This window comes from Mycolicibacterium houstonense, from assembly GCF_900078665.2.
Taxonomy (GTDB): domain Bacteria; phylum Actinomycetota; class Actinomycetes; order Mycobacteriales; family Mycobacteriaceae; genus Mycobacterium; species Mycobacterium houstonense.
On record NZ_LT546208.1, the window covers coordinates 631,188 to 654,189 of the forward strand.

The 23,002-nt window shown below is 67.6% G+C and carries 18 protein-coding genes and 1 pseudogene; 9 read left to right on the top strand and 10 right to left on the bottom strand.

All coding sequences use genetic code 11. The features are described 5' to 3' along the window. Positions 1 to 22: 22 nt before the first annotated feature. On the bottom strand, positions 23 to 1,444 hold the full coding sequence (locus tag BN4332_RS31145; RefSeq protein ID WP_066903966.1) for a UbiD family decarboxylase: 1,422 nt from the start codon (positions 1,442 to 1,444) through the stop codon (positions 23 to 25). A 284-nt stretch (positions 1,445 to 1,728) separates the two neighbouring features. Here BN4332_RS31145 and BN4332_RS31150 point away from each other — a divergent pair, with 284 nt between their 5' ends. After that, a complete protein-coding gene (locus BN4332_RS31150) occupies positions 1,729 to 3,204 on the top strand; it encodes a 4-hydroxyphenylacetate 3-hydroxylase family protein (RefSeq protein ID WP_066903902.1) in 1,476 nt (491 codons plus the stop codon). A 5-nt stretch (positions 3,205 to 3,209) separates the two neighbouring features. On the opposite strand, the gene BN4332_RS31155 is transcribed toward BN4332_RS31150, so the two are convergent. After that, positions 3,210 to 3,794: a TetR/AcrR family transcriptional regulator gene (locus tag BN4332_RS31155; protein WP_066903904.1), complete on the bottom strand. Its 585-nt coding sequence runs from the start codon at positions 3,792 to 3,794 to the stop codon at positions 3,210 to 3,212. 92 nt (positions 3,795 to 3,886) lie between these two features. Here BN4332_RS31155 and BN4332_RS31160 point away from each other — a divergent pair, with 92 nt between their 5' ends. The 3 genes from BN4332_RS31160 to BN4332_RS31170 are packed head-to-tail and all read left to right on the top strand — an operon-like array spanning position 3,887 to position 7,210. Beyond that, the gene (locus BN4332_RS31160; protein WP_066903907.1) at positions 3,887 to 5,221 is read left to right on the top strand and encodes a carboxylesterase family protein; all 1,335 of its coding nucleotides are present in this window, start codon (positions 3,887 to 3,889) and stop codon (positions 5,219 to 5,221) included. A gap of 27 nt (positions 5,222 to 5,248) precedes the next feature. After that, the gene (locus tag BN4332_RS31165; RefSeq protein WP_066903909.1) at positions 5,249 to 6,382 is read left to right on the top strand and encodes an FAD-dependent oxidoreductase; all 1,134 of its coding nucleotides are present in this window, start codon (positions 5,249 to 5,251) and stop codon (positions 6,380 to 6,382) included. Positions 6,383 to 6,397: 15 nt separating this feature from the next. Next, positions 6,398 to 7,210, top strand: a complete 813-nt coding sequence (locus BN4332_RS31170; protein WP_066903968.1) for an alpha/beta fold hydrolase — start codon at positions 6,398 to 6,400, stop codon at positions 7,208 to 7,210. A gap of 373 nt (positions 7,211 to 7,583) precedes the next feature. Here the strand turns inward: BN4332_RS31170 and BN4332_RS31180 are convergent, their stop codons facing one another. From BN4332_RS31180 to BN4332_RS31190, 3 genes and pseudogenes are all read right to left on the bottom strand, one after another. Further along, entirely contained in the window at positions 7,584 to 8,288 is a 705-nt protein-coding gene (locus BN4332_RS31180; RefSeq protein WP_074133245.1) for a FadR/GntR family transcriptional regulator, read from the bottom strand. Positions 8,289 to 8,337: 49 nt separating this feature from the next. Beyond that, entirely contained in the window at positions 8,338 to 8,658 is a 321-nt protein-coding gene (locus BN4332_RS31185; protein WP_235654345.1) for a hypothetical protein, read from the bottom strand. Between the two features lie 128 nt (positions 8,659 to 8,786). Further along, positions 8,787 to 11,943, bottom strand: a pseudogene (locus tag BN4332_RS31190) (error-prone DNA polymerase). A 118-nt stretch (positions 11,944 to 12,061) separates the two neighbouring features. Here BN4332_RS31190 and BN4332_RS31195 point away from each other — a divergent pair. Then, positions 12,062 to 13,093, top strand: coding sequence for a hypothetical protein (locus tag BN4332_RS31195; protein ID WP_235654346.1), 1,032 nt, complete (start codon positions 12,062 to 12,064; stop codon positions 13,091 to 13,093). 87 nt (positions 13,094 to 13,180) lie between these two features. Here BN4332_RS31195 and BN4332_RS31200 read toward each other — a convergent pair whose 3' ends face one another. The 3 genes from BN4332_RS31200 to BN4332_RS31210 form a co-directional block, all read right to left on the bottom strand. Continuing rightward, the gene (locus tag BN4332_RS31200; RefSeq protein WP_066903911.1) at positions 13,181 to 14,737 is read right to left on the bottom strand and encodes an APC family permease; all 1,557 of its coding nucleotides are present in this window, start codon (positions 14,735 to 14,737) and stop codon (positions 13,181 to 13,183) included. After that, positions 14,734 to 15,633, bottom strand: a complete 900-nt coding sequence (locus tag BN4332_RS31205; RefSeq protein WP_066903913.1) for a universal stress protein — start codon at positions 15,631 to 15,633, stop codon at positions 14,734 to 14,736. The genes BN4332_RS31200 and BN4332_RS31205 overlap by 4 nt, the downstream gene beginning before the upstream one ends. Positions 15,634 to 15,739: 106 nt before the next feature. Continuing rightward, on the bottom strand, positions 15,740 to 16,612 hold the full coding sequence (locus BN4332_RS31210) for a MaoC family dehydratase (RefSeq protein WP_066903915.1): 873 nt from the start codon (positions 16,610 to 16,612) through the stop codon (positions 15,740 to 15,742). 69 nt (positions 16,613 to 16,681) lie between these two features. Between BN4332_RS31210 and BN4332_RS31215 the strand changes: the two genes are divergently transcribed. Next, complete coding sequence (locus tag BN4332_RS31215; protein ID WP_096867172.1) at positions 16,682 to 18,574, top strand: SDR family oxidoreductase; 1,893 nt, start codon at positions 16,682 to 16,684, stop codon at positions 18,572 to 18,574. 90 nt (positions 18,575 to 18,664) lie between these two features. Here BN4332_RS31215 and BN4332_RS31220 read toward each other — a convergent pair whose 3' ends face one another. After that, a complete protein-coding gene (locus BN4332_RS31220; RefSeq protein WP_066903919.1) occupies positions 18,665 to 19,282 on the bottom strand; it encodes a TetR/AcrR family transcriptional regulator in 618 nt (205 codons plus the stop codon). 52 nt (positions 19,283 to 19,334) lie between these two features. Between BN4332_RS31220 and BN4332_RS31225 the strand changes: the two genes are divergently transcribed. The 3 genes from BN4332_RS31225 to BN4332_RS31235 are packed head-to-tail and all read left to right on the top strand — an operon-like array spanning position 19,335 to position 21,496. Next, complete coding sequence (locus BN4332_RS31225; protein ID WP_066903921.1) at positions 19,335 to 20,072, top strand: 3-oxoacyl-ACP reductase family protein; 738 nt, start codon at positions 19,335 to 19,337, stop codon at positions 20,070 to 20,072. A gap of 15 nt (positions 20,073 to 20,087) precedes the next feature. Beyond that, complete coding sequence (locus tag BN4332_RS31230) at positions 20,088 to 20,405, top strand: DMT family transporter (protein ID WP_066903923.1); 318 nt, start codon at positions 20,088 to 20,090, stop codon at positions 20,403 to 20,405. Positions 20,406 to 20,464: 59 nt separating this feature from the next. Further along, positions 20,465 to 21,496 (top strand): nucleoside hydrolase, encoded by a 1,032-nt coding sequence (locus BN4332_RS31235; RefSeq protein WP_066903924.1) that lies wholly within the window; start codon positions 20,465 to 20,467, stop codon positions 21,494 to 21,496. A 101-nt stretch (positions 21,497 to 21,597) separates the two neighbouring features. On the opposite strand, the gene BN4332_RS31240 is transcribed toward BN4332_RS31235, so the two are convergent. Beyond that, positions 21,598 to 23,002, bottom strand: a 1,405-nt coding sequence (locus BN4332_RS31240; RefSeq protein ID WP_066903927.1) for a DNA polymerase Y family protein, incomplete at its 5' end; no start/stop codon positions are given.

The following is a 23,002-nucleotide window of genomic DNA, read 5'->3' on the forward strand; positions in this document are numbered from 1 at the left end:
TTTTCCACCTTTCTCGACCCGGTCAGAGCGGCAGTGTCGCCTTCCACCGATCGCGGATCTCGGCCCGGTACGGTTCGTCGAACCGGTTCGCCCGTGGGTAGGAGTCCTTCCACGCGAACGGCTTACACGCGTCGATCAGCACGATTCCCATCGACATGTCGCCGGCTTCCCGCTTGGCGGGCGACAATCGCGGGTCGATCGCGGTCGTGGGCGTCCGCAACACGTGGATCGATTCGGCCGGATCGACGCGGGTGAACAGCGCCCACAGCACGTGGTTGATGTCGGTGATGTCGATGTCCTCATCCACGACCACGAAGTAGCGATCCACACCTCCGGTGCGCTTGCGGCCCGCGGCGGCGAGCAGCGCATGCATGGCATCGCCCGCGCCCGTCTGCTCGATCGAGATCACCATCATGAGCTGACGCGCGTATGCCCAGACGCCCTTGATGTTCTGCACACCGGAGGCCTCCAGATGATCCCAGGTGACCGAGGCCGAGTACAGCGGCACCGCCTGATCGCCTGCGGGCACGGTAGGGATCATCGGCGGTGCGCCAAGGATGATCGGCGAATCCCGGTGCAGGATGCGCTGCACGCGCACGACGGTCTCGTCGCCGGCGTGGGTGAAGTAGCCGGTCCACTCCCCGAACGGGCCTTCGTGCACCGACTCCTCTTCCACCGGCGGCATCTCGCCCTCGAAGACGATCTCGGCGTTGGCCGGAATCGGCAGGCCGGTGCCGGGCGCGGAGATGACCTCGACGCCGACGCCGCGTAGGCCACCCGCGACGTCGTACTCGCACACCCCCGATGGGGCGGCGATGGCGGCGGCGGTGGTCAGAATCGGATCGCAACCGACGACCACCGCGATCGGGCAGGCCGTGCCCCGATCCCAGTACTTCTTGGCGATCGCGAGCGCGTGCCGGTTCCCGAGCATCCACAGCGACAGCCGGTCCTTGCCCTGCACGCATCCCCGATAGGTGCCGACGTTGACCCAACCGGTGTCCGGATCACGCGTGATGACCATGCACGCGGTTCCGATGTAGCGGCCGCCGTCTCCGTCGTGCCACCGCGGCGTCGGGAACAGCTCCAGGTCGACGTCATCGCCCTCGAGCACGTTCTCCAGGACCGCGCCATCGGAAACCTCGACGGGCGGAATGGGTTCGATGCGCTTGCCGAGGTCCTTCCAAGCGCGGATGATGTCCATCGCCGGGGTGTCGGCGGGCAGGCCCAGGGCGACCGCACAGCGCGACACGGTCCCCATGAAGTTGGTGAAAACGCGATATCCCGTCGGGTATCCGGGGATGTCGTCGAAAAGCAGCGCCGGACCCTCTTTCTCGGCCGACAACTCCGTGATGCAACCGATTTCGAGATCCCAGTTGGCGCCCTTGATCGTCTGCACCTCATCGGCACCGAGCTTCTCGGTCAGCGTGTCGATGTAATGCCGCAGGTCGCGGAAAACCGCCATGTCTCAACCCCTTGCATCCGAATGTGTTTCGCGCATCGAGCCGTCGGACGGCCCGGTACTTCCACCTTGCGGCGACAACACCCATATGTCCAATAGATAGTTCGGATATCCAGCATCCGATCGACAGATGCCAGTCGTTCCGGCTGCCGGACCGGCGGCATTGCTGCAGCCCACCAGCAATTCATACGGTCATCACCGGAAAGCCGATGACCCGAAACCACAGCGGGCCACGACGAAGTCGCATCACCACCATTGGAGGACACGGAATGGCGGCACGAACCGGCAAGGAGTACATCTCGGGGTTGCGTGACGGACGCGAGGTATGGATCGGCGGTCAACGCGTCTCCGATGTAACGGAATTCGAACCGTTCGCGGGTGCGGTGCAGTCAGTGGCGGGCCTGTACGACCTGCAGCACGACCACGCCGATGACTGCCTGTTCACGCATCCGGAGACGGGCGAACCGACCAACATCAGCCATCTCATCCCCCGCTCACGAGAGGATATCGCGCGCCGTGGAACGGCTTTGGCGCACGCGGCCCGGTATTCGGTCGGATTGCTCGGCCGGTCGCCCGACTACGTCAACGTCTCCCTTGCCGGCCATGCCGGGCGGTCCGACGTCTGGTCACGCAACGGAAACGAAGAGGGCGCGGCCAATCTCGTGCGATTCCAGGCCGATCTGGCCCGCGACGATCTCGCGCTGACCCATGCGATCATCCGGCCGACCGTCGACAAGGGCATCGGCGACCTCGCCGCCGCCGACGGCCAGATGGCGCTGCACAAGGTCGCCGACACCGCGGACGGCATCGTGGTACGCGGCGCGATGGTGCTCAGCACCCTCGCCCCGTTCTCGGACGAGGTCGCGGTCTACCCGGGCCAGCCGCTGCCCAAAGACGCACACAAGTACGCGATCGCATTCTCCGCACCCATCGCCTCCCCCGGGCTCAGGCTCCTGTGCCGTGATGCGTTCTCGACCGACATGGCCCATTTCGACGCGCCCTTCTCGGGACGCTTCGACGAGCAGGATGCCTTCCTGATCTTCGACGATGTCGAAATCCCGCGCAGCCGGGTGTTCATCGACGGCAACACCGAGGTGTGGAACGCGGCCATGATGAACGGTTGGACCGCCAACATCATGCAGCAGACCACGATTCGCGCCGAGGCCAAGCTGCGCTTCGCCTACGAGCTGGTCAGCAGGTTCTGCAAGTCGATCAATGCGTCAGACCCGCGTACCAAGGAGTTGCTCGGCGAACTGTGGACGTACGCCGAGATGACCCGCGCGCTGCTGGTGGCCGCGGAGGCGGGTGCGCGAGAGTGGGGTAACGGCATCTGGTTCTGCGACGAGCGTCCGTTCCGGGCCTTGCGTCCGACGCTGCCACAGTGGTTCCCGAGGGTGAACGAGATCATCAAGCTGCTCGGCTCCCACAACCTGCTCGCCACCCCGTCCGAGGCCGCCTTCGACAATCCGGAACTACGCCCCCTGCTCGACAAGTATCTGCAGGGCGCCAACCGGTTCGACGCCAAGGAACGGGTCCGGCTGTTCCGGGCCGCCTGGGATTTCGCCGGAACCGCACTGGGCGGGCGCAACGAACTGTACGAGCGATTCTACCTCGGCTCGGCCGCGCGCTCCTATCAGCTCGACCATGACGTCGCCCAGTTCGAGATGTCGGAGTCACTGGTCGATCCCCTGCTGCGAATTGCCGAGGCCGCCGAAAAAGACGAACAGGCACCGGCTTTCATTTAGGACGACTATTTCGGCGCGATCCCGGGCAGGACCAGGCGCACCACCCGCTGGGGCAGGTCCGCCGGGATCGGGTCGCCGATATGGCTCACATACAGGTGGACCAGACCGCCGAGCGTCAGCACCACCAGCTGTGCGTCGGTATCGGCGGCGACCTCGCCGCGAGTGATCCCGCGGTTGATGATCTCTTCGGCAGCCGATAAGCGCTGTAACCAGAATTCGCGGCGGGCGGCCTCAACTTCGGGATCGGTGTCGGAGACCACGGTGCTGCGGATCATCGCCGTCCCCGCGCGGGTCTGGGCGAACCGGGCGAGATCGGCGGTGAAGGTCTCCAGATCAGATTCGACCGAGCCGGTGTCGGGTATCGGGATCTCCGCTGCGGTACGAGAGACCAACGCGTCGACCAGCAACCGCGACAGCGTCTTCCATCGCCGATACAGCGACGTCTCGTGAACCCCGGCCGCTTCGGCGATGTCGGCGATACGGACGTTGTCGATCCCGACCGCCTCGATTCTGGCGATCGTGGCATCCAGGACCAGCGCCCGCAGCTTGGCGCCGCGCACCTGGCGGTCAGGATTCGGCCGATCAACCATGACCCCATTATCGCAGTCCAACTTGCGATACGCGAACCCGCCGCCTACTCTGGCAATATCGCAAGTCAACTTGCGATAGAAGGTGGGAAGGTATGCACGACGAGGTGCTGACCACGTCAGGCCAGTGGCGCGGCCGCCGGTCCGGCGATGTCGCGGTCTTCCGCGGAATTCGCTACGCGCAGGCTGACAGGTTCGGGCCGCCCCGGCCGGTCCCCTTGGCCGGCAGCATGTTCGATGCCACTGACCGTGGCCCGGCCGCACCCCAACTGCCGTCGCGTCTGGAAGCGATCATGGGCGCACCGGCCCGGTACCGGCAGAGCCCGGATTGCTTGCGCGTCACGGTCACCGCGCCGGCCAGCGCCGAACCGGGCTCCCGGCCGGTCCTGGTCTGGTTGCACGGCGGGGCCTATCTGTCCGGCAGCGGCGAGTGGAATCTCTACGACGCCGAGCACCTGGTACGGCAAACCGACATTGTGGTCGTCGCCGTCAGCTACCGCGTCGGCGCCTTCGGCTATCTGCGCGCCGCCGGCGTTTCGCCGGGCAACCTGGGGCTGCTCGATCAGATCACCGCACTGGAGTGGGTACGCGACCACATCGCAGAGTTCGGCGGGGACCCGTCGCGGGTCACGGTCGCAGGCCAGTCCGCCGGCGCGCAATCCGTCGTCGCCATGCTCGGGATCGACCGTACTCGAACACTTTTCGACCAGGTCATCATCCAGAGCGCGCCGCTGGGCATCGCATTCCACAGTCCGGATCAGGCGCAGCGGGTGGCCGACGTCGTCCTCGGCGAACTCGGTACCGATCCCCGCGAGACGACCGACGCCGAGATTCTCGACGCGCAGGCCCGTGCCGCCCGTCGGCTGGCCGGGCGGCTCGGACTCAATTCGGCACCCCCGCTGCGACCGGTCAGCGGGATCACTCCCCTGCCCGACGAGCCGGAATGGCGGCAGGCCGTCATCGAGCGGGCCGCTGACCTACGGGTCCTGATCGGCACCACCGCCGACGAGATGGCGGCCTTCTACGGTCCGCACCCGTTCTTCTCGGCACTGCGCCGCGTTCCGGTGATCGGCAAGCCCCTCGCTCTGATCGCGCAGAAAGCAGTACAGGCCAAGGCCTTCGACAAACCGACAGACCAACTCGCCGATCTGCTCGCCGACGCCGGGGCGGGCGTGTACCGCTACCGCGTCGGATCGCTGCATCCCGCGAACCCCTTCGGCGCCTGCCACTGCATCGAACTCCCGCTGCTGTTCGGTGATGGCGAGGCCTGGAAGAACGCGCCCATGGTGTCGCCACTGACCGCCGGCGAGATCACCGCGATCGGCGCGCGCACCCGCGAACACTGGGGCCAGTTCGTCAGCACCGGCGAGATCTCCGGGGACTGGCGGATGCACCGACCCGGGTCCCGGCGCGTGCACGCACTGCCCTGACCACCCAATCGACACAGAGAGGCCACCATGAGCAATGCCACCGTCATCGGCGGCGGCATCGGCGGATTGACCGCCGCCACCGCACTTGCCCGACGCGGCTGGACCGTCCGGTTGCACGAGCGCCAACCCGAGATCCGCGCGGTGGGTGCCGGTATCTATGTCTGGGACAACGGCCTGCTCGCGCTCGAATCGATCGGAGCGTTCGACGAGGCCACCCACGGCGCGCACATCGGCCCGGCCGCCGAAGCCAGATCACACCGCGGAAAGACGTTGTACCGCATCGACATCAACGGCGACGGCCAGGCCAGGTGCTACACCCTGCTGCGAGAGGTACTGATCCGCGCGTTGGTGAACGCCGCGCGCGACGCCGGCGTCGAACTCGTCACCGACTCGGTGGCCACGGCCGTCCACGCGAACGGGACAGTCGATTTCGACGACGGACACACCGAGGTTGCCGATCTGGTGGTAGCCGCCGACGGCGTGCACTCACGGCTGCGCGACAGCCTCGACCTGGCCTACCGCCGGATCCGCATGACACAGGGGGCGGCGCGGCTGATGATCCCGGCCTCGCCCGACTATCTGTCCGACGAGGATCGGGTGAAGCACCTCGAGTTCTTCCAGGGCCGGCGCCGGCTGCTGTACACGCCGTGCACCCCGGAGTGGGTCTACCTCGCCCTGGTCTGCGATGCGGGCGATCCGGCCATCGACGGATCGCGCGTGAACGTGGCGCAATGGCAACAGAGCTTCCCGATGCTGTCGGCGCTGCTCGACGCCACCGCCGACGTTCCGATCCGTTGGGACACCTTCGAATTCGTGCAGCTGTCGACGTGGTCACGAGGCGCGGTCGCGTTCCTCGGCGATGCCGCGCACGCCCAACCGCCCTATCTGGGCCAGGGCGGCGGCACCGCCATGACCAACGCGATCGCGCTGGCCACGGCGGTGAGCCGCCCCGGCAACGCGGTTCCCGGGGCGCTCAAGGCCTGGGAACGGCACACCCGCCCCGAGATCGAACGGACTCAGCGCACGTCGTACGGCATGCGGTTGCTCAATCACATCCCCGATGCCGTGCGGGTGCCGCTGCTGTCCACGGTCGGGCGCGTACCCGGCTTTTCCGACCTGCACCTGTCCACCGCCCGGCGGCAATCGGCCGCCACCGTCTAGATGGAGGAGAACAGCATGACCAACACGATGACCGTCAACGGCGTCCAGATCGCGTTCGTCGACGAGGGACTCGAGCCGGGACCGGTGATCGTCCCGCTCACCGGGTGGGCACACGACCACCGCGCCTTCGATCGGCTGGTCCCGCATCTCATTCCGAAACACCGTGTGGTCCGGGTGTGCTGGCGCGGCCATGGCCCCGACCGCACCCCGGTGGGCGACTTCGGGGTGGCCGAGCAGGTCGCCGACACCATCGCGCTGCTGGACGCGCTGGAGATCGAGACGTTCGTTCCCGTCGCGCATGCGCACGGCGGCTGGGCCGCGCTGGACATCGCCGAGCAACTGGGTCCCGATCGGGTGCCGGCGGTGATGATCCTCGACCTGATCATGACGCCCGCACCGCCGGAGTTCGTCGCCGGTCTGCACGCGATCCAGCAGCGCGAGACGTGGTTGGCCGGCCGAGACGGACTCGTGCAGTCCTGGCTGGACGGCAGCGACAATCCCGCGGTCCGCTATCACATGCAGCATGAGGCCGGCGGTTTCGGTTTCGACATGTGGTCACGCGCCTGCCGCGTCATCGAGAACGCCTACAACACCTGGGGGTCCCCGATGGGGCGGATGGAGAAGCTCACCCAGCCGCGCCCGATCCGGCATGTCTTCTCCCATCCGAAGGTGCCCGAGTACGACGCACTGCACGACGAGTTCTGCAGTCGTAACCCGTGGTTCAGCTACACCCGCCTGCCCGGCGAGACTCATTTCCCCGGAATCGAATTGCCCGAACACGTCGCCGCCGAGCTGTCCGATCTGCTCGGTGAATGCTCGTTGAGCTGAACCGGCTTACGTGACCGGTTGACGGCGTGCTTCCGTCGTCAGCACTTCACGTCGACATAGACGGTTTTGTTCGTGACCGTGGTGGTTAGATCGCCGCCGGTACACCGTGGTCGGTGTGTGAGTAGGTCTGTCCGAGGCGGACCGCGACGACCACACAGCCATCGGACGGCGAACTGCCCACCCGGCTCACGACGACCGTATATCCCTGGTCTCTCAGCTTTTTCACGATCAATTCCACTTCCGGCGGACCGCTCGGCGTCGCCCCGGCGGGCGCGGAGAATCCGAGCTGCTCCTTCGCCGTGAGGTCGGCACGACGCCCGCCCGATACTTCGGCAGCACTCGCTGATCAGGCCAGATATCTCGCCTGCGCGCGTTAGCGCGTCGGGGCACCGGGGACGGTGCAGACCATGACGCGGCGCGCCACGAGAGCCGCGGCCCGCGGGTCACCTCGTTCGATCGCCGAGTAAAGGTCTGCATGCGCCTTCTCGTCGCGGCGAACGGTGGCCGGCGACCACTGATCGTGATTGGCGAAGATCTCTGCGGAGGTAGACCGGAGCGTTCCCGCGAAGGACTCATACAGCGTCACGATCACCGAGTTGTGCGTTGCCGCAACGATTCCGGCATGGAACCGGAGATCGGCCTCGATCAGGTCGGACGTATTCGACGCCGACTGCCGCGCCGCCAGGGCCCGCTTGATCTCGTCGAGATCCGAACGAGTGCGACGATGCGCGGCCAGCCGGCTCGCCTCGACCTCGAGCAACAGCCGTACCTCGGTGACGTCGCCGATATCGGACTGCCGGATCTGACGATCGAGTTCCGATACCGGCGTCGCGGAGACCACGAAGGTGCCGGAGCCTTGCCGCGAGCTCAGCTGACCGGATGCGATCAAGGTCCGCACGGCTTCCCTGCTGGTGGACCGGCCGACCCCGAGGAGCCTGGCCAGCTCCTGCTCGTTGGGGATCCGGGCACCGACCGGCCACTCTCCCTGCTTGATCAGGCGACTCAGTTCGGCGCTGCACTGCACGACGAGCGAGTCACGTTCGACCGCGCGAACCGCCACCGCCAGCCTCCTCGTCATCAGGTACTCAATGTCCCCTGATGATCTTAGGGGTCGATGCGGGCGCAGATCAGCACTTCACGTCGACATACACGGTCTTGCCGGTGACCGTGGTGGAGAGATCACCGCCGGGGACGCCATGGTCGGTGCGCGAATACGTCTGGCCGTGCCGAACCGCGGTGACCGCGCAGTCGTCGGATCGTCCGGTGCCGAACCTGTTGACGATGACGGCATAGCCCTGCGCCTTGAGCTGGTGGACAACCTGATCGACCGACGACGGCCCGGTCGGCGCCGCACCGGCGACCGCCACCGGACCGAACAACACGCCCAGTAGCGCCGCCGCGGCCGCCAGGTGAATAGACCGACACCGCCTGATGGACATGCTGTTCATTTCGCGATCCCTTCCGCACTTCGGGCCTACGTGACCTCCGGTAGCTCCAAAATTGCTCAGGTCCTCTGAGCACTTTCACCATAACACCAGACCGCTCGGCGAAGTAAGGGTTACCTAACTCACAGCTGTCAGCGGAAGTCCCGCGACCGCGAACCGACCCGCAGCTTGACCGGGTCCATCCGGTCGGCGATCACGGTGACCGCGCCCGTGGCGTTCTGCACGATGCCGCGCACCACCAACGCCGGCGCGGTCTGAGCCAGCTTGCGGTAGCGCGCCCAGACCCCCGGTGCGCACAGCACGTTGACCATCCCCGTCTCGTCTTCCAGATTCAGGAACGTCACGCCCTGCGCGGTCGCGGGACGCTGCCGGTGAGTCACCGCGCCGGCAACCAGGATTCGGGTGCCGTCGGCGACCTCCAGCAACTTGTCGGCCGGGATCACCCCGAGCGCGTCGAGATCGGCACGCAGGTACTGAGTGGGANCTCGCGCCGGCTGGTCCCGAAGCAGCCGAGCGCGCCCGCGGTGGCCAGCGCCTCCGTCTGGGGCACCGACAGCTGCACCCGGTTGGTCAGATCGATCAGGGTGTCGAACGGCCCGTTGGCATTTCGTTCGTCGACCATCCGCTGGGCCAGCTCGTCGCCGATGTGGCGGACACTGCCGAGCCCCAGCCGCACGTCCATACCGGCGTTTTCCAGCGTCGCGTAGGCCAGGCTCGCGTTGACGTCGGGGCCGTGCACCGTCACCCCGTGCCTGCGCGCGTCGGCGACCAGGGACTGCGGCGAGTAGAAACCCATCGGCTGGGCCCGCAGCAGCGCCGCGCAGAACGCCGCCGGATGGTGCAGCTTGAACCACGACGAATAGAACACCAGTGACGCAAAACTCAGCGAATGACTTTCCGGAAAACCGAAATTGGCGAACGCCTCGAGCTTCTCGTAGATCCGCTCGGCCACCTCGCCGGTGATGCCGTGGAGCTCCCGCATACCGTCGTAGAACCGGCTGCGGAGCCGGCGCATCTTCTCGGTGGAACGTTTGGACCCCATCGCCCGGCGCAACTGATCGGCCTCGGCCGGGGTGAAACCCGCACAGTCGACCGCCAATTGCATGAGCTGTTCCTGGAACAGCGGCACGCCGAGGGTCTTTTTCAGCGCCGCTTCCATCGAGGGATGGTCATAGGTGACCTCCTCCAGACCGTTGCGCCGCTTGATGTAGGGGTGCACGGACCCGCCCTGGATCGGCCCGGGCCGGATCAGCGCCACCTCGACCACCAGGTCGTAGAACGTCCGCGGCTTGAGCCGGGGCAGGGTGGCCATCTGCGCGCGGGACTCCACCTGGAACACCCCGACCGAGTCGGCTTTCTGCAGCATTTCGTAGACCGCCGGCTCGGACAGGTCCAGCTTGGCCAGGTCGACGGTGATGCCCTTGTGCTCGGCCAGCAGGTCGATGGCGTAGTGCAGCGCCGAGAGCATGCCGAGCCCGAGCAGGTCGAACTTCACCAAACCGATTGCCGCACAGTCATCCTTGTCCCACTGCAGCACGCTGCGGTTGGCCATGCGAGCCCACTCCACCGGGCACACATCGGCGATCGGCCGGTCGCAGATCACCATGCCGCCGGAATGGATGCCGAGATGGCGCGGCAGATTAGCGATCTGCGTGGCCAGTTCGATCACCGGCTGCGGGATCTCGGCCGCCTCCGGCGAGTCCGGCCGTCCGTCCCACCGGCTGAGGTGCTTGCTCCAGGCATCCTGCTGACCCTGGGAGAACCCCAGCGCGCGGGCCATGTCGCGGACCGCGCTGCGGCCGCGGTAGGTGATGACGTTGGCCACCTGCGCGGCATAGTCGCGGCCGTAACGCTCGTAGACGTACTGGATCACGTTCTCGCGCAAGTCTGATTCGATGTCGATGTCGATGTCGGGTGGACCGTCGCGGGCCGGGGACAGGAACCGCTCGAACAGGAGCTCGTTGGCAATCGGGTCGACGTTGGTGACCTTGAGCGCGTAGCAGACCGCCGAATTGGCCGCCGAGCCCCGGCCCTGACACAGGATGTTGTTCTCCCGGCAGAACCGGGTGATGTCGTGCACCACCAGGAAATAGCCGGGGAACTTCAGCCGCTCGATGATCCGCAGTTCGTGTTCGATCTGCGCGTAGGCCTTGGCCGCGCGCTCCGGCGGCCCGTACCGCTCGGCCGCCCCCGCCATCACCAACTGGCGCAGCCAACTGTCCTCGGTATGCCCGGCCGGGACGTCGAACGGTGGCAGCTGCGGCGCGATCAGGGCCAGACCGAAGGCACATTGCTCACCGAGATCGGCTGCCGCCTCGACGATCTCGTCGCCGAACAGCCTGGCCATCTCCTCCCCCGAGCGCAGGTGAGCCCCGCCCAACGGGGCCAGCCAGCCCGCCGCGGTATCCATGGAGTTGCGCGCCCGGATCGCGGCCATCGCCATGGCCAGCCGGCCCCGGTCCGGCCCGGCGAAGTGCGCACCGGTGGTGGCGACCACGTTCAGCCCGAACCGTGGAGCCAGCCCGGCCAGGACGGCATTGCGCTCGTCGTCGCACGGGTGGCCGTGATGGGTGAGCTCGACGCTCACCCGATCGGCCCCGAACCGGTCCACCAGATCGGCCAGCGCGGCGGAAGCAGCCTCCGGCCCACAGGAGAGCGCCTGGCGGACATGGCCTTTGCGGCATCCGGTGAGGATGTGCCAATGTCCGCCTGCGGCCTCGGTCAACGCGTCGAAGTCGTAGCGGGGCTTGCCTTTCTCACCACCGGCCAGGTGGGCCTTGGCGATCTCCCGGGACAGCCGCCGGTACCCCTCCGGCCCTCGGGCCAGCACCAGCAGATGCGGGCCGGGCGGATCCGGATCTTCGGTGCGGGGAACGTTTCCCAGCGACAACTCGGCACCGAACACGGTGGCCACGTCCAGCTCCCTGGCCGCCTCGGCGAACCGGACCACGCCGTAGAGCCCGTCGTGGTCGGTCAGCGCGATGGCCCGCAGGTTCAGCCGGGCCGCCTCCTCGACCAACTCCTCCGGCGTGCTCGCGCCGTCGAGAAAGCTGTAGGCGCTGTGCGCATGCAATTNGTGTAGGCGCTGTGCGAATGAAATTGGGCATAACGCACCGAACCGCCGATGCGGGAGATGTCCGGCTGCTGATAGGCACCACGCTTGCGGGACCAGGCCGGGCTGTCCCCACCGTCGCCGGCGGGTTCGAGCGGCAGCCCGGAGCGGCGGGGCTTGCCGGTAAGTACCCGCTCCATCTCCGACCAGCTCGGCGGCCCGTTGTGCCAACCCACCACGCCAGTATATCGAACGTTTGTTCGATACGACTGGGGTGTGGCCCCAAAAGCTGCCGGATCTCCACCGACCCCCTACGATGCCGGTGGGCTGGGGATCGGGTCTGAAAGGCAGGCAATGGCCACAACGTCAGCGTCAACCAAGTACATCGGCTACCTCGGTGGTGTCGCCGTAGCAGCGGGTGTCGGAGCGGCGCTCGCCGTCGCCGGCCAGGGCACCGCCCACGCGGATTCCGGTGACGGCGCGGCCAAGGAATCGACGAGCAGCACATCGAGCGTCAACGCCGGGCCCAAGCGCGGTGAGACCAAGGCCGGCGAGAACAAGGCCGGTGAGGTCAAGCGGCCCAAGCCACTGTCCAAGCTCAAGGACGGCATCGAGAAGCAGGCCGACAAGTTCGAGGAAGCCGCCGCCCACGTCACCAAGACCGTGAAGGCGGCCAAGCCCGCGGCCGTCAAGCCGAAGGCGGTCAAGCCCAAGCCGAAGCCGACCGCCGAGGAGTTCGAAGCCGATCAGGTCGCCAAGCTCAAGAGCCTCTTCACCCCGAAGCAGGCGGTAGCCCCCAAGCCCGTCGACGAGCCGGCCACCGAGCCGGACAGCAAGGCGGGCGCCCCGACTGTCACCACCCCGACCGCGACGACGATCACGCGCACCGGTGTGCAGACCCAGGCCGACACCGCCGCCGACGATCCGGCGTGGGATCCCAACCCGTTCCGCCCCGTGGATCCGGAGCCGAAGGACATCCCCGCCGCGATCATCAACCTGCGGAATGCGCTGATGGAGGCGTCGCCGAACGAACTCGATCCGTTCGTTCGTGAAGCCACCGAGCAGATCTACCGGGGCAGCCAGATGATCCCGTGGGTCAATGCCGTCATCCCGATCACCAAGATCATCGGGAGCGCGGGACCTGCGCTCGGAGACGGGCCGGAGGCCCGCGCCGCCCGGCAGACCATCATCAACGAGCTGATCAAGACCACTCCGCCGGGATCGTTCATCTACTACGGCTACGACCTCGTCGCCGACGTGATCAACCTGGAGACCCAGGGCGCCGAACTCAAGGACACCGCGGTGACCACGGTGTGGGACCTGCTGGATCCGTTCGAGTTGGCGCACAACAAGGGCGAATCCGGAATCGGCAACGCGGCCGGATAACCCGCGGCTCGACCGCGAGATCAACGCTGAGGTCGTAAACCCGGTGCGGTAACGACCTTTTCGTTGATCTCGCGGTACCCGGCGCGGCTACTCTACGAGCGATGGCGTGTCGTGGCGCAAGGTCTCGCCCCGGAAGAAGTCCGGGTTGACCGACCGCCAGACGAACATCAGCACGGCGCCGAGAAGCAGGATGCCGAAGCCCATGAAGAACACCAGGCCGATCCCGCCGATCGAGGCCCCGCTGCCGTTCTCCGGGTTCATGCTCTCCCCGATCGCGATCACGAACACCAGGGCCAGCATGAGCCCGCCCAGCAACGGGAACAAGAACTTGAACACCACGTTGTGGGCACTGGTGAACAACTCCTTGCGGAAGTACCAGACGCACGCGAACGCGGTGATGCCGTAGTACCAGCAGATCATGATGCCGAGGGCGGCAATGGTATCCAGTAGCGCACTCTCGGACAGCAGGTTCACCACCGTGTAGAACACGCCGGTGACCACGCCCGCGGTGACGGTCGCGAAACCGGGCACCAGATAGCGCGGGCTGACCGCGGCGAAGCGCGGTGGGAACGCCTTGTACGCACCCATCGCCAGCATCGCCCGTGCGGCGGGCAGGAAGGTGGTCTGCAGGCTGGCCACCGAAGAGGCCAGGATCGCCAGGAACAGCAGCGGCCCAGCCCAATTGCCCAGCACCGGATCGGCCAGTGCGGCGAACACGTTGTCCTGATGATCCGGATTGCCCAGCCCCAGGCCCTCTTCCCCGATCCCGGCATACATCATCACCGCGACGGCCACCAGCAGGTAGGTGGCCAGGATCGACAGCACGCACAGCAGCCCGGCCCGGCCCGGCACCTTCTTCGGGTCCTTGGACTCCTCCCCCAGCGTCAGGCAGGTGTCCCAGCCCCAGAAGGCGAAGATCGACCCGGTCAACCCGACCGCGAACACACCGAACGTCAGTCCGGTGAACGGATCGAACCAGTCCAGGTCGAAGGACAGCCCGGCCGGGGCGTCGCCGCGGCTGACATGCACGAAGGCCATCACCGCGAACGCCAGCAGCACCACCATCTGGAATCCGACCATGACGTACTGCACACGCTCACTGGTGGTGATCCCGCGGCTGGCGATGGCCGTGGCGATGGCCAGGAACGCCAGCGTGGTGAGGATGTTGACGGCCTTGTTGCCGGCCAGCTCGGCGATCGGCGGATGGTTGGTGATCCTGGCGATGAACAAGTAGAAGAACTCCACCGCGATCGCGGCGAGGTTGGACAGCACGATGATCGAGGCCATCACCATGCCCCACCCACACATCCAGCCGACGTAGGGACCAAATGCCTTGGTGGACCAGGTGAACGACGCACCGCAGTCGGGCGCACTGGAGTTCAGTTCGCGGTAGGCGTAGGCGGTCAGGAACATCGGGATGAACCCGGCGATGAAGATGGCAGGCATCTTCAGGCCCACGGCGGCCACGATCAACCCGATGCTCGCGGTGAGCGTGTATCCGGGTGCCACGCACGAGATCCCGAGGATCGCACCCGAGAACGTGCCGACCTTGCCCGGGGCCAGTCCTTTGGACACCAACCCACTGGACTGCTCGGCAGCCTCGAGCTTGTGCCGCGACTCGGATTCCGATGCGGATTCGGTCATGCGTGGTCCTCCCCGTCTTTCCGTTCGTCCCGGGGCACAACCACCATCGGCACGTCCAACACCCGCAACATCTTGGCCGCGGTGGAACCGAGGAAGATCCGCCGGGGCGCGCTGAGCCGACTCGAGCCCACCATTATGATGTCGCCGTCCTGCCAGCTGAGCTGCTCCACGGCGGCCTCGACGGTGGGACCGTTCACGATCGTGGAGGTCACCGGAAAGTCCTCCGGCAGCTCATCTCTGGCGGCTTCCAAGGTTCGCTGGGCGTGGGCCAGGGCATGCTCACGGATCGCGTCGTCGTCGCCCCGCAACGAACCGAAGGTCGGATCGAGGGCCACCAGCGACACCAGGCGTAACGGAACACCCGCGGCCCGGCTGGCCCGAACCGCGGTGTCGAGCAACAGATCCGAACCTTGGCGTTGCCCGATGGCACAGGTGATCTCGTGCACCCGCTCAACCTTGGACTCCCGGGTTCCGCGGGGCGCCACCGCAACCGGTACCGGCGAGGAGTGCAGCAGCTCGTTGACCACCGACCCCAGCGAGTAGCTGCCGACCAGGCCGCCGCCGGCGCCGCCGACCACAATGGCGGCCGCCTGCAGCCGCAGTGCCTCGCGGATCAGGCCATCGGTGAACGACTCGTCGAAACTCAGATGAGTATGCGCCACAACGTCGTCGGGCACCGTGGCCCGCGCCTCGTCCAGCCAGCCCTGGGCCTGCTCGGCCAGCAGTTCCGCGTAACCGCCCTTGGGACCGATGCCCACCGGCCCGGTGTCGGGCGGTAACACGATGCAGATGTTGACCTCGGCACCCACTGCCCGGGCGAACCGGACGGCCAAGGCCAACGCATCGGCACCGCCCGGCGTGGCGAGATACCCAACGACCAGGTTTGTCCGCGTCATGTGACACCCACCCATCCCGCACGATGCCGTGCGAACATCGTGGCTCGATCCTGTCAATCCGCCACGAGACGTGCAGCTCTTCTACGAAATTGCCGGACCGGCCGGATCAGTCGGAGTACTCGGCGGCGCCATCCTCCAGGACGATCCGGCTGTCGGCACCGTCGGGTCCGCCGGCGGCTTCGGTGCGGAACACCGCGCGCCCCGGCTCGGTACGCCAGATCGACGTCGTCAGCGTCTCCCCGGGGAACACCGGCGAGCTGAAGCGTGCCGCCACCGCATGGACCTTGGTGGCATCTCCGCCGCCCAGTTCGGCGACCAGGGCCCGCCCGGCCACGCCATACGTGCACAGGCCGTGCAGGATCGGCTTCGGGAATCCGGCCAGGTTCTTGGCGAACCACGGATCGCTGTGCAGCGGATTGCGATCGCCGGACAGCCGATAGATCAGCGCCTGGTCCTCGCGCGTGGGCAGCACCACTTGCGCGTCGGGTTCGCGGTCGGGGATCTGCGGCGCCTCGGGACGCTTCCCGGGCTGACCGCCGAATCCGCCCTCGCCCCGAATCACCACGGTGGTAAGGGTTTCGGCGACGACCTCACCGCTGGCCGGATCGGTGCCGACGCCCTTGAGCATGACCACCGCGTTCTTGCCCTCACCCTTGTCCTGGATGTCGGCGACCTCGGAGACGACGGTCAACTTCCCCGCCGGGGGCAGCGGGCGGTGCAGCCGGATCTCCTGGGAGCCGTGCAGCAGCATGCTGAAGTTGAAGGTGCCGATCTTGAGCGCGGCCGGGAAGGCCGAGCACGCGATCACCGCGTAGGTCGGCAGCACCTGCTGGTCGATCTCGTGGCTGTTCTCGGTGGTGAACGCGAGGTCAGCGGTACCCGCGCCGACGCCGATGGCGTACAGCAGGGTGTCGCGGTCGGTCCAGTCGAACGAGATCGGATCGGTCTTCTCGCCAATGGCGTCCGGATTGAGGGGCATGGATGCCGACGATAGTTGAGTCGGCCGCCCGTGTTGACGTTTGCCGGTTCTCGGGCCACGATGGCTCGCATGCGCTATGTCGTTACCGGCGGTACCGGGTTTATCGGCCGCCGAGTGATCTCCCGGATTCTGTCCCGCGAACCCGGCGCCGAGGTGTGGGTGCTGGTGCGCCGCGAGTCGCTGACGCGGTTCGAGCGGTTGGCCAGCACCGCGGCCGACACCTGGGGTGATCGGGTCAAGCCGCTGGTCGGCGACCTGACACTGGCCGACCTCGGACTGTCGGACACCGATATCGCCGAACTGGGCTCCGGTGATGAGGGGATCGCCCACGTGGTGCACTGCGCGGCGATCTACGACATGACCGTCGGCGAGGCCGAGCAGCGGACCGCCAATGTGGACGGCACCCGCGCGGTGATCGAGCTGGCCCGGCGGCTGGACGCCACGTTGCACCACGTGTCCTCGATCGCGGTGGCCGGCAATCACCCCGGGGTGTTCACCGAGGACGACTTCGACGTCGCCCAGGACCTGCCCACGCCGTATCACCAGACCAAGTTCGAGGCCGAACTGCTGGTGCGCTCGACACCCGGGCTGCGTTACCGCGTGTACCGGCCGGCCGTCGTGGTCGGCGATTCGCAGACCGGCGAGATGGACAAGATCGACGGCCCGTACTACTTCTTCGGTGTGCTGGCGCGCCTCGCCGCGCTGCCCAGGTTCACGCCGATGATGCTGCCCGATTCGGGCCGCACCAATGTGNCGCTGCCGCGCGCCACCGCGGCCCCGGTGCTGCGGGCACGAGGTCGGGTCAAGGCGGTGCGCAACATCGTCGCCACCCAGCTGGGCATCCCCGGCGACGTGCTCGACGTCGTCGAACTGCGGCCGACCTTCACCGCCGACCACACCACCGCCGCGCTGCGCGGTACCGGGATCGAGGTGCCCGAATTCGCTTCGTACGCACCGAAACTGTGGCGGTACTGGGCTGAGCATCTGGACCCGGACCGGGCCCGTCGTGATCATCCGGCCGGCCCGCTGGTCGGCAAGCACGTGATCATCACCGGCGCGTCGAGCGGTATCGGCCGGGCCTCGGCGATCGCGGTCGCCGAACGTGGCGCCTGCGTCTTCGCCCTGGCCCGCAACGGCGATGCGCTCGACGATCTGGTCGCCGAGATCCGCTCGGCCGGCGGACAGGCCTACGCATTCACCTGTGACGTCACCGATTCGGCGTCGGTCGAAACCACCGTCAAGGACATCCTCGGCCGGTTCGACCACGTGGACTACCTGGTCAACAACGCCGGCCGATCCATCCGGCGGTCGGTGACAAACTCCACGGACCGGTTGCACGACTACGAGCGGGTGATGGCGGTCAACTACTTCGGCTCGGTACGCATGGTGCTGGCACTGCTGCCGCACTGGCGCGAACGCCGGTTCGGTCACGTGGTCAACGTCTCCAGCGCCGGGGTGCAGGCCAACACCCCGAAGTACAGCGCCTACCTACCGTCCAAGGCGGCACTCGACGCGTTCTCCGAGGTGGTCGGCACCGAAACCCTCTCGGATCACATCACCTTCACCAACATCCACATGCCCCTGGTGAAGACCCCGATGATCGCACCGTCGCGCAGGCTCAACCCGGTCCCGCCGATCTCGGCCGAGCATGCCGCGGCCATGGTGGTGCGCGGTCTGGTGGACAAGCCGGCGCGGATCGACACGCCACTGGGCACCTTCGCCGATTTCGGTAATTATCTGACCCCGAAACTGTCGCGCCGCGTACTGCATCAGCTGTACCTGGGCTACCCGGATTCGGCCGCCGCGCGTGGGCTCAGCGGCGAGGACGCCGAGGCCACGGGCAGGCCGGCGCAACGGCGGCCGAAGCGGCCGGTGCGCGGTACCCGTGCACTGCGGGTGCCGCGGACGGTGGCCCGCCCCGTCAAGCGAGCGGTCCGGTTGGTCCCGGGAGTGCACTGGTAGCCCGCTCCTACGAGGGGGCTGCCTCCTCGATTCCAAGGGTAGGCAGGTCCGCAGGGCTCGGCACCGGTCTTGCGCAACCCACCGGTGTCGTCAACCAACGGCGTTGTCCCACGCCGTCATTGCCAGATCCACCGTGGCCTCCATGTCGGCGCGGGAAACGCCGTCCCTGGCCTGGATGGACAATCCGTACAGCACCGTGATCATGAACGAGGCCAGCCGCTGCGCGTCGAGATCCTCGGGCAATTCCCCGTCGGCCATGCCCCGGCGGATCCGGGCCAGTAGCCGCGCGCGGTCCTCGTCGCGGCAGTTCTTGAGCAGGTCGCGCATCACCTCGGTCTCGGTCGAGTAGGCGATGGCCGCGAGCACGATCAGGCAGCCCGGCGGGGTCGAGGGATCGGCGTAGTCGCGCACGTTGTCGCGCAGCATGGCTTCGACCGCGTCCCGAACCGGCCCGGAACGCAGCAGGGCGATCGTGGTCGGCGAGCGGTCGGGCGCGTTGTAATACGCGACCGCCTCGCGGAACAGATCCTCCTTGGAGCCGAAGGTGGCGTACAGGCTCGGGGCATTGAGGCCCATCGCCGCGGTCAAGTCGCTGACCCGGGTGCCCTCGTAGCCCCGCTCCCAGAACACGTCCAGCGCCGCCTGCAGCGCGGTGTCCCGATCGAACGCACGGGGTCGGCCGCGGCGGCCTGAGGGTTGACGGGACATGGAACGAGTCTATATTTGTAGTATTCATTACAAAATTGATTGGAGCTCCGGCATGTCACTGACATCGAAAGTCGCGCTGGTCACCGGAGGCAGCCGCGGGATCGGCGCCGCGATCGCGCAGCGTCTGGCCGCCGACGGCGCCGACATCGCGATCACCTACAACTCATCGCCGCAGCGGGCCGCCGCAGTCGTCGACGCGATCACCGAGTCAGGATCGAAAGCCGTTGCGCTGCAGGTCGACAGCGCTGCACCGGATGCCGCGCGGCGAGCCGTGGACGCGGTGATCGCGACATTCGGCCGCCTCGACATCCTGGTGAACAACGCCGGGGTGTACCCCACCGGTCCGCTCGACGAGATCAGTCCCGACGACATCGATCAGGCCATCGCCCTGCACGTCCGCGCGCCGTTGCTGTTCAGCCAGGCCGCCGCGGCGGTGATGGGTGAGGGTGGCCGCATCATCACCATCGGCAGCACCCTGGCCGACCGCACGCCGGCTCCCGGCATAACGCTGTACTCCGCGACCAAGGCCGCCGCGGCCGGGATGACCCGTGGGCTGGCCCGCGATCTGGGGCCCCGCGGGATCACCGCCAACGTGGTCCACCCGGGCAACACCGACACCGAGATGAACCCCGCCGACAGTTCCGACGCCGCTGCGGAGCTGCCCAACATCCCGCTGGGCCGCTACGGGCAGGCCAGCGAGATCGCCGCGGCGGTGGCCTATCTCGCCGGTCCGGATGCCGGATACGTCAACGGCACCACATTGACCGTCGACGGCGGCGTCAACGCCTGACGCGCGGGAGCAACGATGTCGTGGGTTCTGCTGGTCTTCGCCGGACTGCTGGAGATCGTGTGGGCGTTGGCGATCAAACAGTCCGAGGGCTTCACCCGGCTGTGGCCGAGCGTGGTGTGTGTCGTCGCCGCGGTGGTCAGCTTCGTGATCCTGGCCCTGGTGGTCAAACACCTGCCGGTGGGCACGGCGTATGCGGTGTGGGCCGGCATCGGGGCGGTCGGGGTCACCATTGCCGGGGTGGTGCTGTTCAGCGATGCGCTGACGCCGTTGCGGATGACGTTCATCGCGCTGATCGTGGTGGGTCTGGTCGGTCTGCGATTTGTTGAGCAGTGAGCCCGCCCGCCCTTAAGGTTGGCCAGGTGACGCCACCGTCGCCGAGCGGCGAATCGATGATGCCCGTGTTCGCCGACGTGGATACCGGAGTCGACGACGCCATGGCGCTGGCATATCTGCTGGCCAGCCCGGAGGCCGAGTTGGTCGGTATCGCCTCGACCGCGGGAAATGTTCCGGTGCAACAGGTTTGCACCAACAATCTGCGACTGCTGGAGCTGTGCGGGGTGACCGGGGTTCCGGTGTCCAAGGGCGCCGAGCAGCCGTTGAGCGCACCGCTTCGCACCGCCGAGGACACCCACGGACCGCAGGGTCTGGGATATGCGCAGCTGCCGGAGACCGACCGGCTGCTCACCGCGCACGATGCCGCCGAAGCCTGGGTGCGGGCCGCCCGGGCCCACCCGGGTGAATTGATCGGGCTGGCCGTCGGTCCGCTGACCAACCTGGCGCTGGCCATGCGCGCCGAGCCCACGCTGCCCAGGCTGCTGCGCCGCCTGGTGATCATGGGCGGGGCGTTCGACTACCGGGGCAACACCACACCGGTGTCGGAGTGGAACGTCAGTGTGGACCCGGAATCCGCGGCCGAGGTGTTCGGCGGCTGGAACGCCGCCTGGGGACTCGACGACGCCGCGCACGTGCCAATCGTGCTGGGCCTCAACCTCACCGAGAACATCGCGATGACGCCGGCATTGCTGAACCGGCTGGCGGCCGAGGCCGGGTCACCGTCGGCGCCGATGAGTGTGCTCGACGAGCGCGGCACCCGGTCGACGGCGGACAACCCGTTGATCCGCGTGCTCGAAGACGCCATGCGGTTCTACTTCGAGTTCCACTTCGACACCGACGACGGCTATCTGGCCCACCTGCACGACCCGCTGGCCGCCGCGGTCGCACTCGACCCCGAACTGGTGACTTACCGGGAGACCACGGTCGATGTCGAGTTACGCGGCACCCTGACCCGCGGGATGACGGTGGCCGACTGGCGCGGGCACTGGGGCCGGCCGCCCAATGCCCTGATCGGCACCGAGGTCGACCCGGTGGTGTTCTTCGACCGGTTCATCAGCCGCGTCGGGGCTTTCGCGCAGCGTCTGGGTTGATGGCGCTGGGTTGATGGCGCTGGGTTCAAGGCCACTGCCCAACGTGAACAAGTTGGCCAAGTTCCGGCAAAAACTCGCCATCTTCTTCACGTTCGGCGGATTCATTCATAGGCGCCCTCCAGATACCACCGGCGCTGCCGGTAGCACAGCAGCAGAGCCAGATCGTCGTCGTCTCTGCCGCCATCCCCCAGCAGCACCTGGACCCGCGCGGTGCGCCCGGCACCCCGGTTCTCCGGATCCCACCAGCGTTCGTCGACCGGCCACGGCCCCGCCCACCATCGCAGCCTGCCGTCACGCCGGCCCGCACCGGCCAGCCGTGCGGGATCGGTGGAGAACAATCCGCGGCTGGTGACCCGGACCGGGTTGCCCTGCGCGTCAAGCAGTTCCACCGGGTCGTCGAGGAGGACGGTCGGTGAGGGCTCGGGCAGTTGGCCCGGCCAGGGCTGACGCGGATCCGCCCGCGGCACCGGCTCATCCCCCAGCGGCGTGAAAGTGATGCGCTCGGCCGGACCGCGCCCGCCACTGAGCACCGGCACCTGCACCGCCTCCGGGCCGAGCAGCCCCTGAACCCGCAGCAGCGCCCGCCGGGCCCGCAACCGGTCCTCCTCCCCGATGCCTCCCCACAACGGCAATTGCAGCGCCGCCGCCGAGACCACCTCCACCGGCCGCAGGCGCAGCGTGGTGATCGGTGCGGTGGGCCGCTCGGAGGTGCGGCGGTTCAGCCAACCGTCCAGCTGCCACCGCACCCGGTCGGCGGTGGCGTCCTCGGTCAGCGGTTCAGCGCATCGCCAGACCCGTTCCAGCTCTTCACCATTGGCGGTGACGGCGTGGATGGCCAACCGGGTACAGCCCACCCCGGCGCCTTCCAGATGCCGATGCAGATCGCCGGCCAGTGACCGCCCCGCGAAGGCCGCGGCATCCACCCGCTCGATCGGCGGATCGCAGTTCATCACCGCATCGAGTTCGGCGGCCGGATCCCGCCCGGAGGGGCCCCGGTCCGGCTCACCGCAAGCGAACCGGTGCGCCGTCACCGCGTCGGCCCCGAATCGGGAGGCGACATCGGTGCGGGACAGCTCGGCGAACTGCCCCAGGGTTCGGATGCCCATCCGCCACAACAGATCCGCCAGGTCGTCGCGCCCGGGAGCGGCCAGGGCCGGTTCGGTGGCCAACTGCCGGATCGACAACCCCGACAGGAAGGACGCATCGTTTCCGGGTTCGACGATGCAACCCGCCCGAGCGGCGAAGACCGCGGTGGAGAGCTGATCGGCGATGCCGACCTGGCATTCCGCCCCGGCCGCGGCAACGGCGTCGATCAATCTTTCGGCCGCAGCGGGTTCGGATCCGAAGTAGCGGGCCGCGCCGCGCACCGAGAGCACCAGCAGCCCCGGCCGCAGCACCTCGGCGCGCGGCACCAGATCGTCGACGGCCAGTGTCACGTTCTCGAAATGCCGGGCGTCCCGGGCCGGGTCGGCGGTGACGACATGCAGTTGCGGGCACCGGGCCTGC

What these genes read in the sequence shown, in the direction of transcription:
- BN4332_RS31150 (WP_066903902.1), top strand. Translation starts at nt 1,729, where the DNA reads ATGGCGGCACGAACCGGCAAGGAGTACATCTCGGGGTTGCGTGACGGA.
- BN4332_RS31195 (WP_235654346.1), top strand. Translation starts at nt 12,062, where the DNA reads ATGGCCACAACGTCAGCGTCAACCAAGTACATCGGCTACCTCGGTGGT.
- BN4332_RS31155 (WP_066903904.1), bottom strand. Translation starts at nt 3,794, where the DNA reads ATGGTTGATCGGCCGAATCCTGACCGCCAGGTGCGCGGCGCCAAGCTG.
- BN4332_RS31200 (WP_066903911.1), bottom strand. Translation starts at nt 14,737, where the DNA reads ATGACCGAATCCGCATCGGAATCCGAGTCGCGGCACAAGCTCGAGGCT.
- BN4332_RS31160 (WP_066903907.1), top strand. Translation starts at nt 3,887, where the DNA reads ATGCACGACGAGGTGCTGACCACGTCAGGCCAGTGGCGCGGCCGCCGG.
- BN4332_RS31230 (WP_066903923.1), top strand. Translation starts at nt 20,088, where the DNA reads ATGTCGTGGGTTCTGCTGGTCTTCGCCGGACTGCTGGAGATCGTGTGG.
- BN4332_RS31180 (WP_074133245.1), bottom strand. Translation starts at nt 8,288, where the DNA reads ATGACGAGGAGGCTGGCGGTGGCGGTTCGCGCGGTCGAACGTGACTCG.
- BN4332_RS31235 (WP_066903924.1), top strand. Translation starts at nt 20,465, where the DNA reads ATGCCCGTGTTCGCCGACGTGGATACCGGAGTCGACGACGCCATGGCG.
- BN4332_RS31225 (WP_066903921.1), top strand. Translation starts at nt 19,335, where the DNA reads ATGTCACTGACATCGAAAGTCGCGCTGGTCACCGGAGGCAGCCGCGGG.
- BN4332_RS31165 (WP_066903909.1), top strand. Translation starts at nt 5,249, where the DNA reads ATGAGCAATGCCACCGTCATCGGCGGCGGCATCGGCGGATTGACCGCC.
- BN4332_RS31185 (WP_235654345.1), bottom strand. Translation starts at nt 8,658, where the DNA reads ATGAACAGCATGTCCATCAGGCGGTGTCGGTCTATTCACCTGGCGGCC.
- BN4332_RS31205 (WP_066903913.1), bottom strand. Translation starts at nt 15,633, where the DNA reads ATGACGCGGACAAACCTGGTCGTTGGGTATCTCGCCACGCCGGGCGGT.
- BN4332_RS31220 (WP_066903919.1), bottom strand. Translation starts at nt 19,282, where the DNA reads ATGTCCCGTCAACCCTCAGGCCGCCGCGGCCGACCCCGTGCGTTCGAT.
- BN4332_RS31170 (WP_066903968.1), top strand. Translation starts at nt 6,398, where the DNA reads ATGACCAACACGATGACCGTCAACGGCGTCCAGATCGCGTTCGTCGAC.
- BN4332_RS31210 (WP_066903915.1), bottom strand. Translation starts at nt 16,612, where the DNA reads ATGCCCCTCAATCCGGACGCCATTGGCGAGAAGACCGATCCGATCTCG.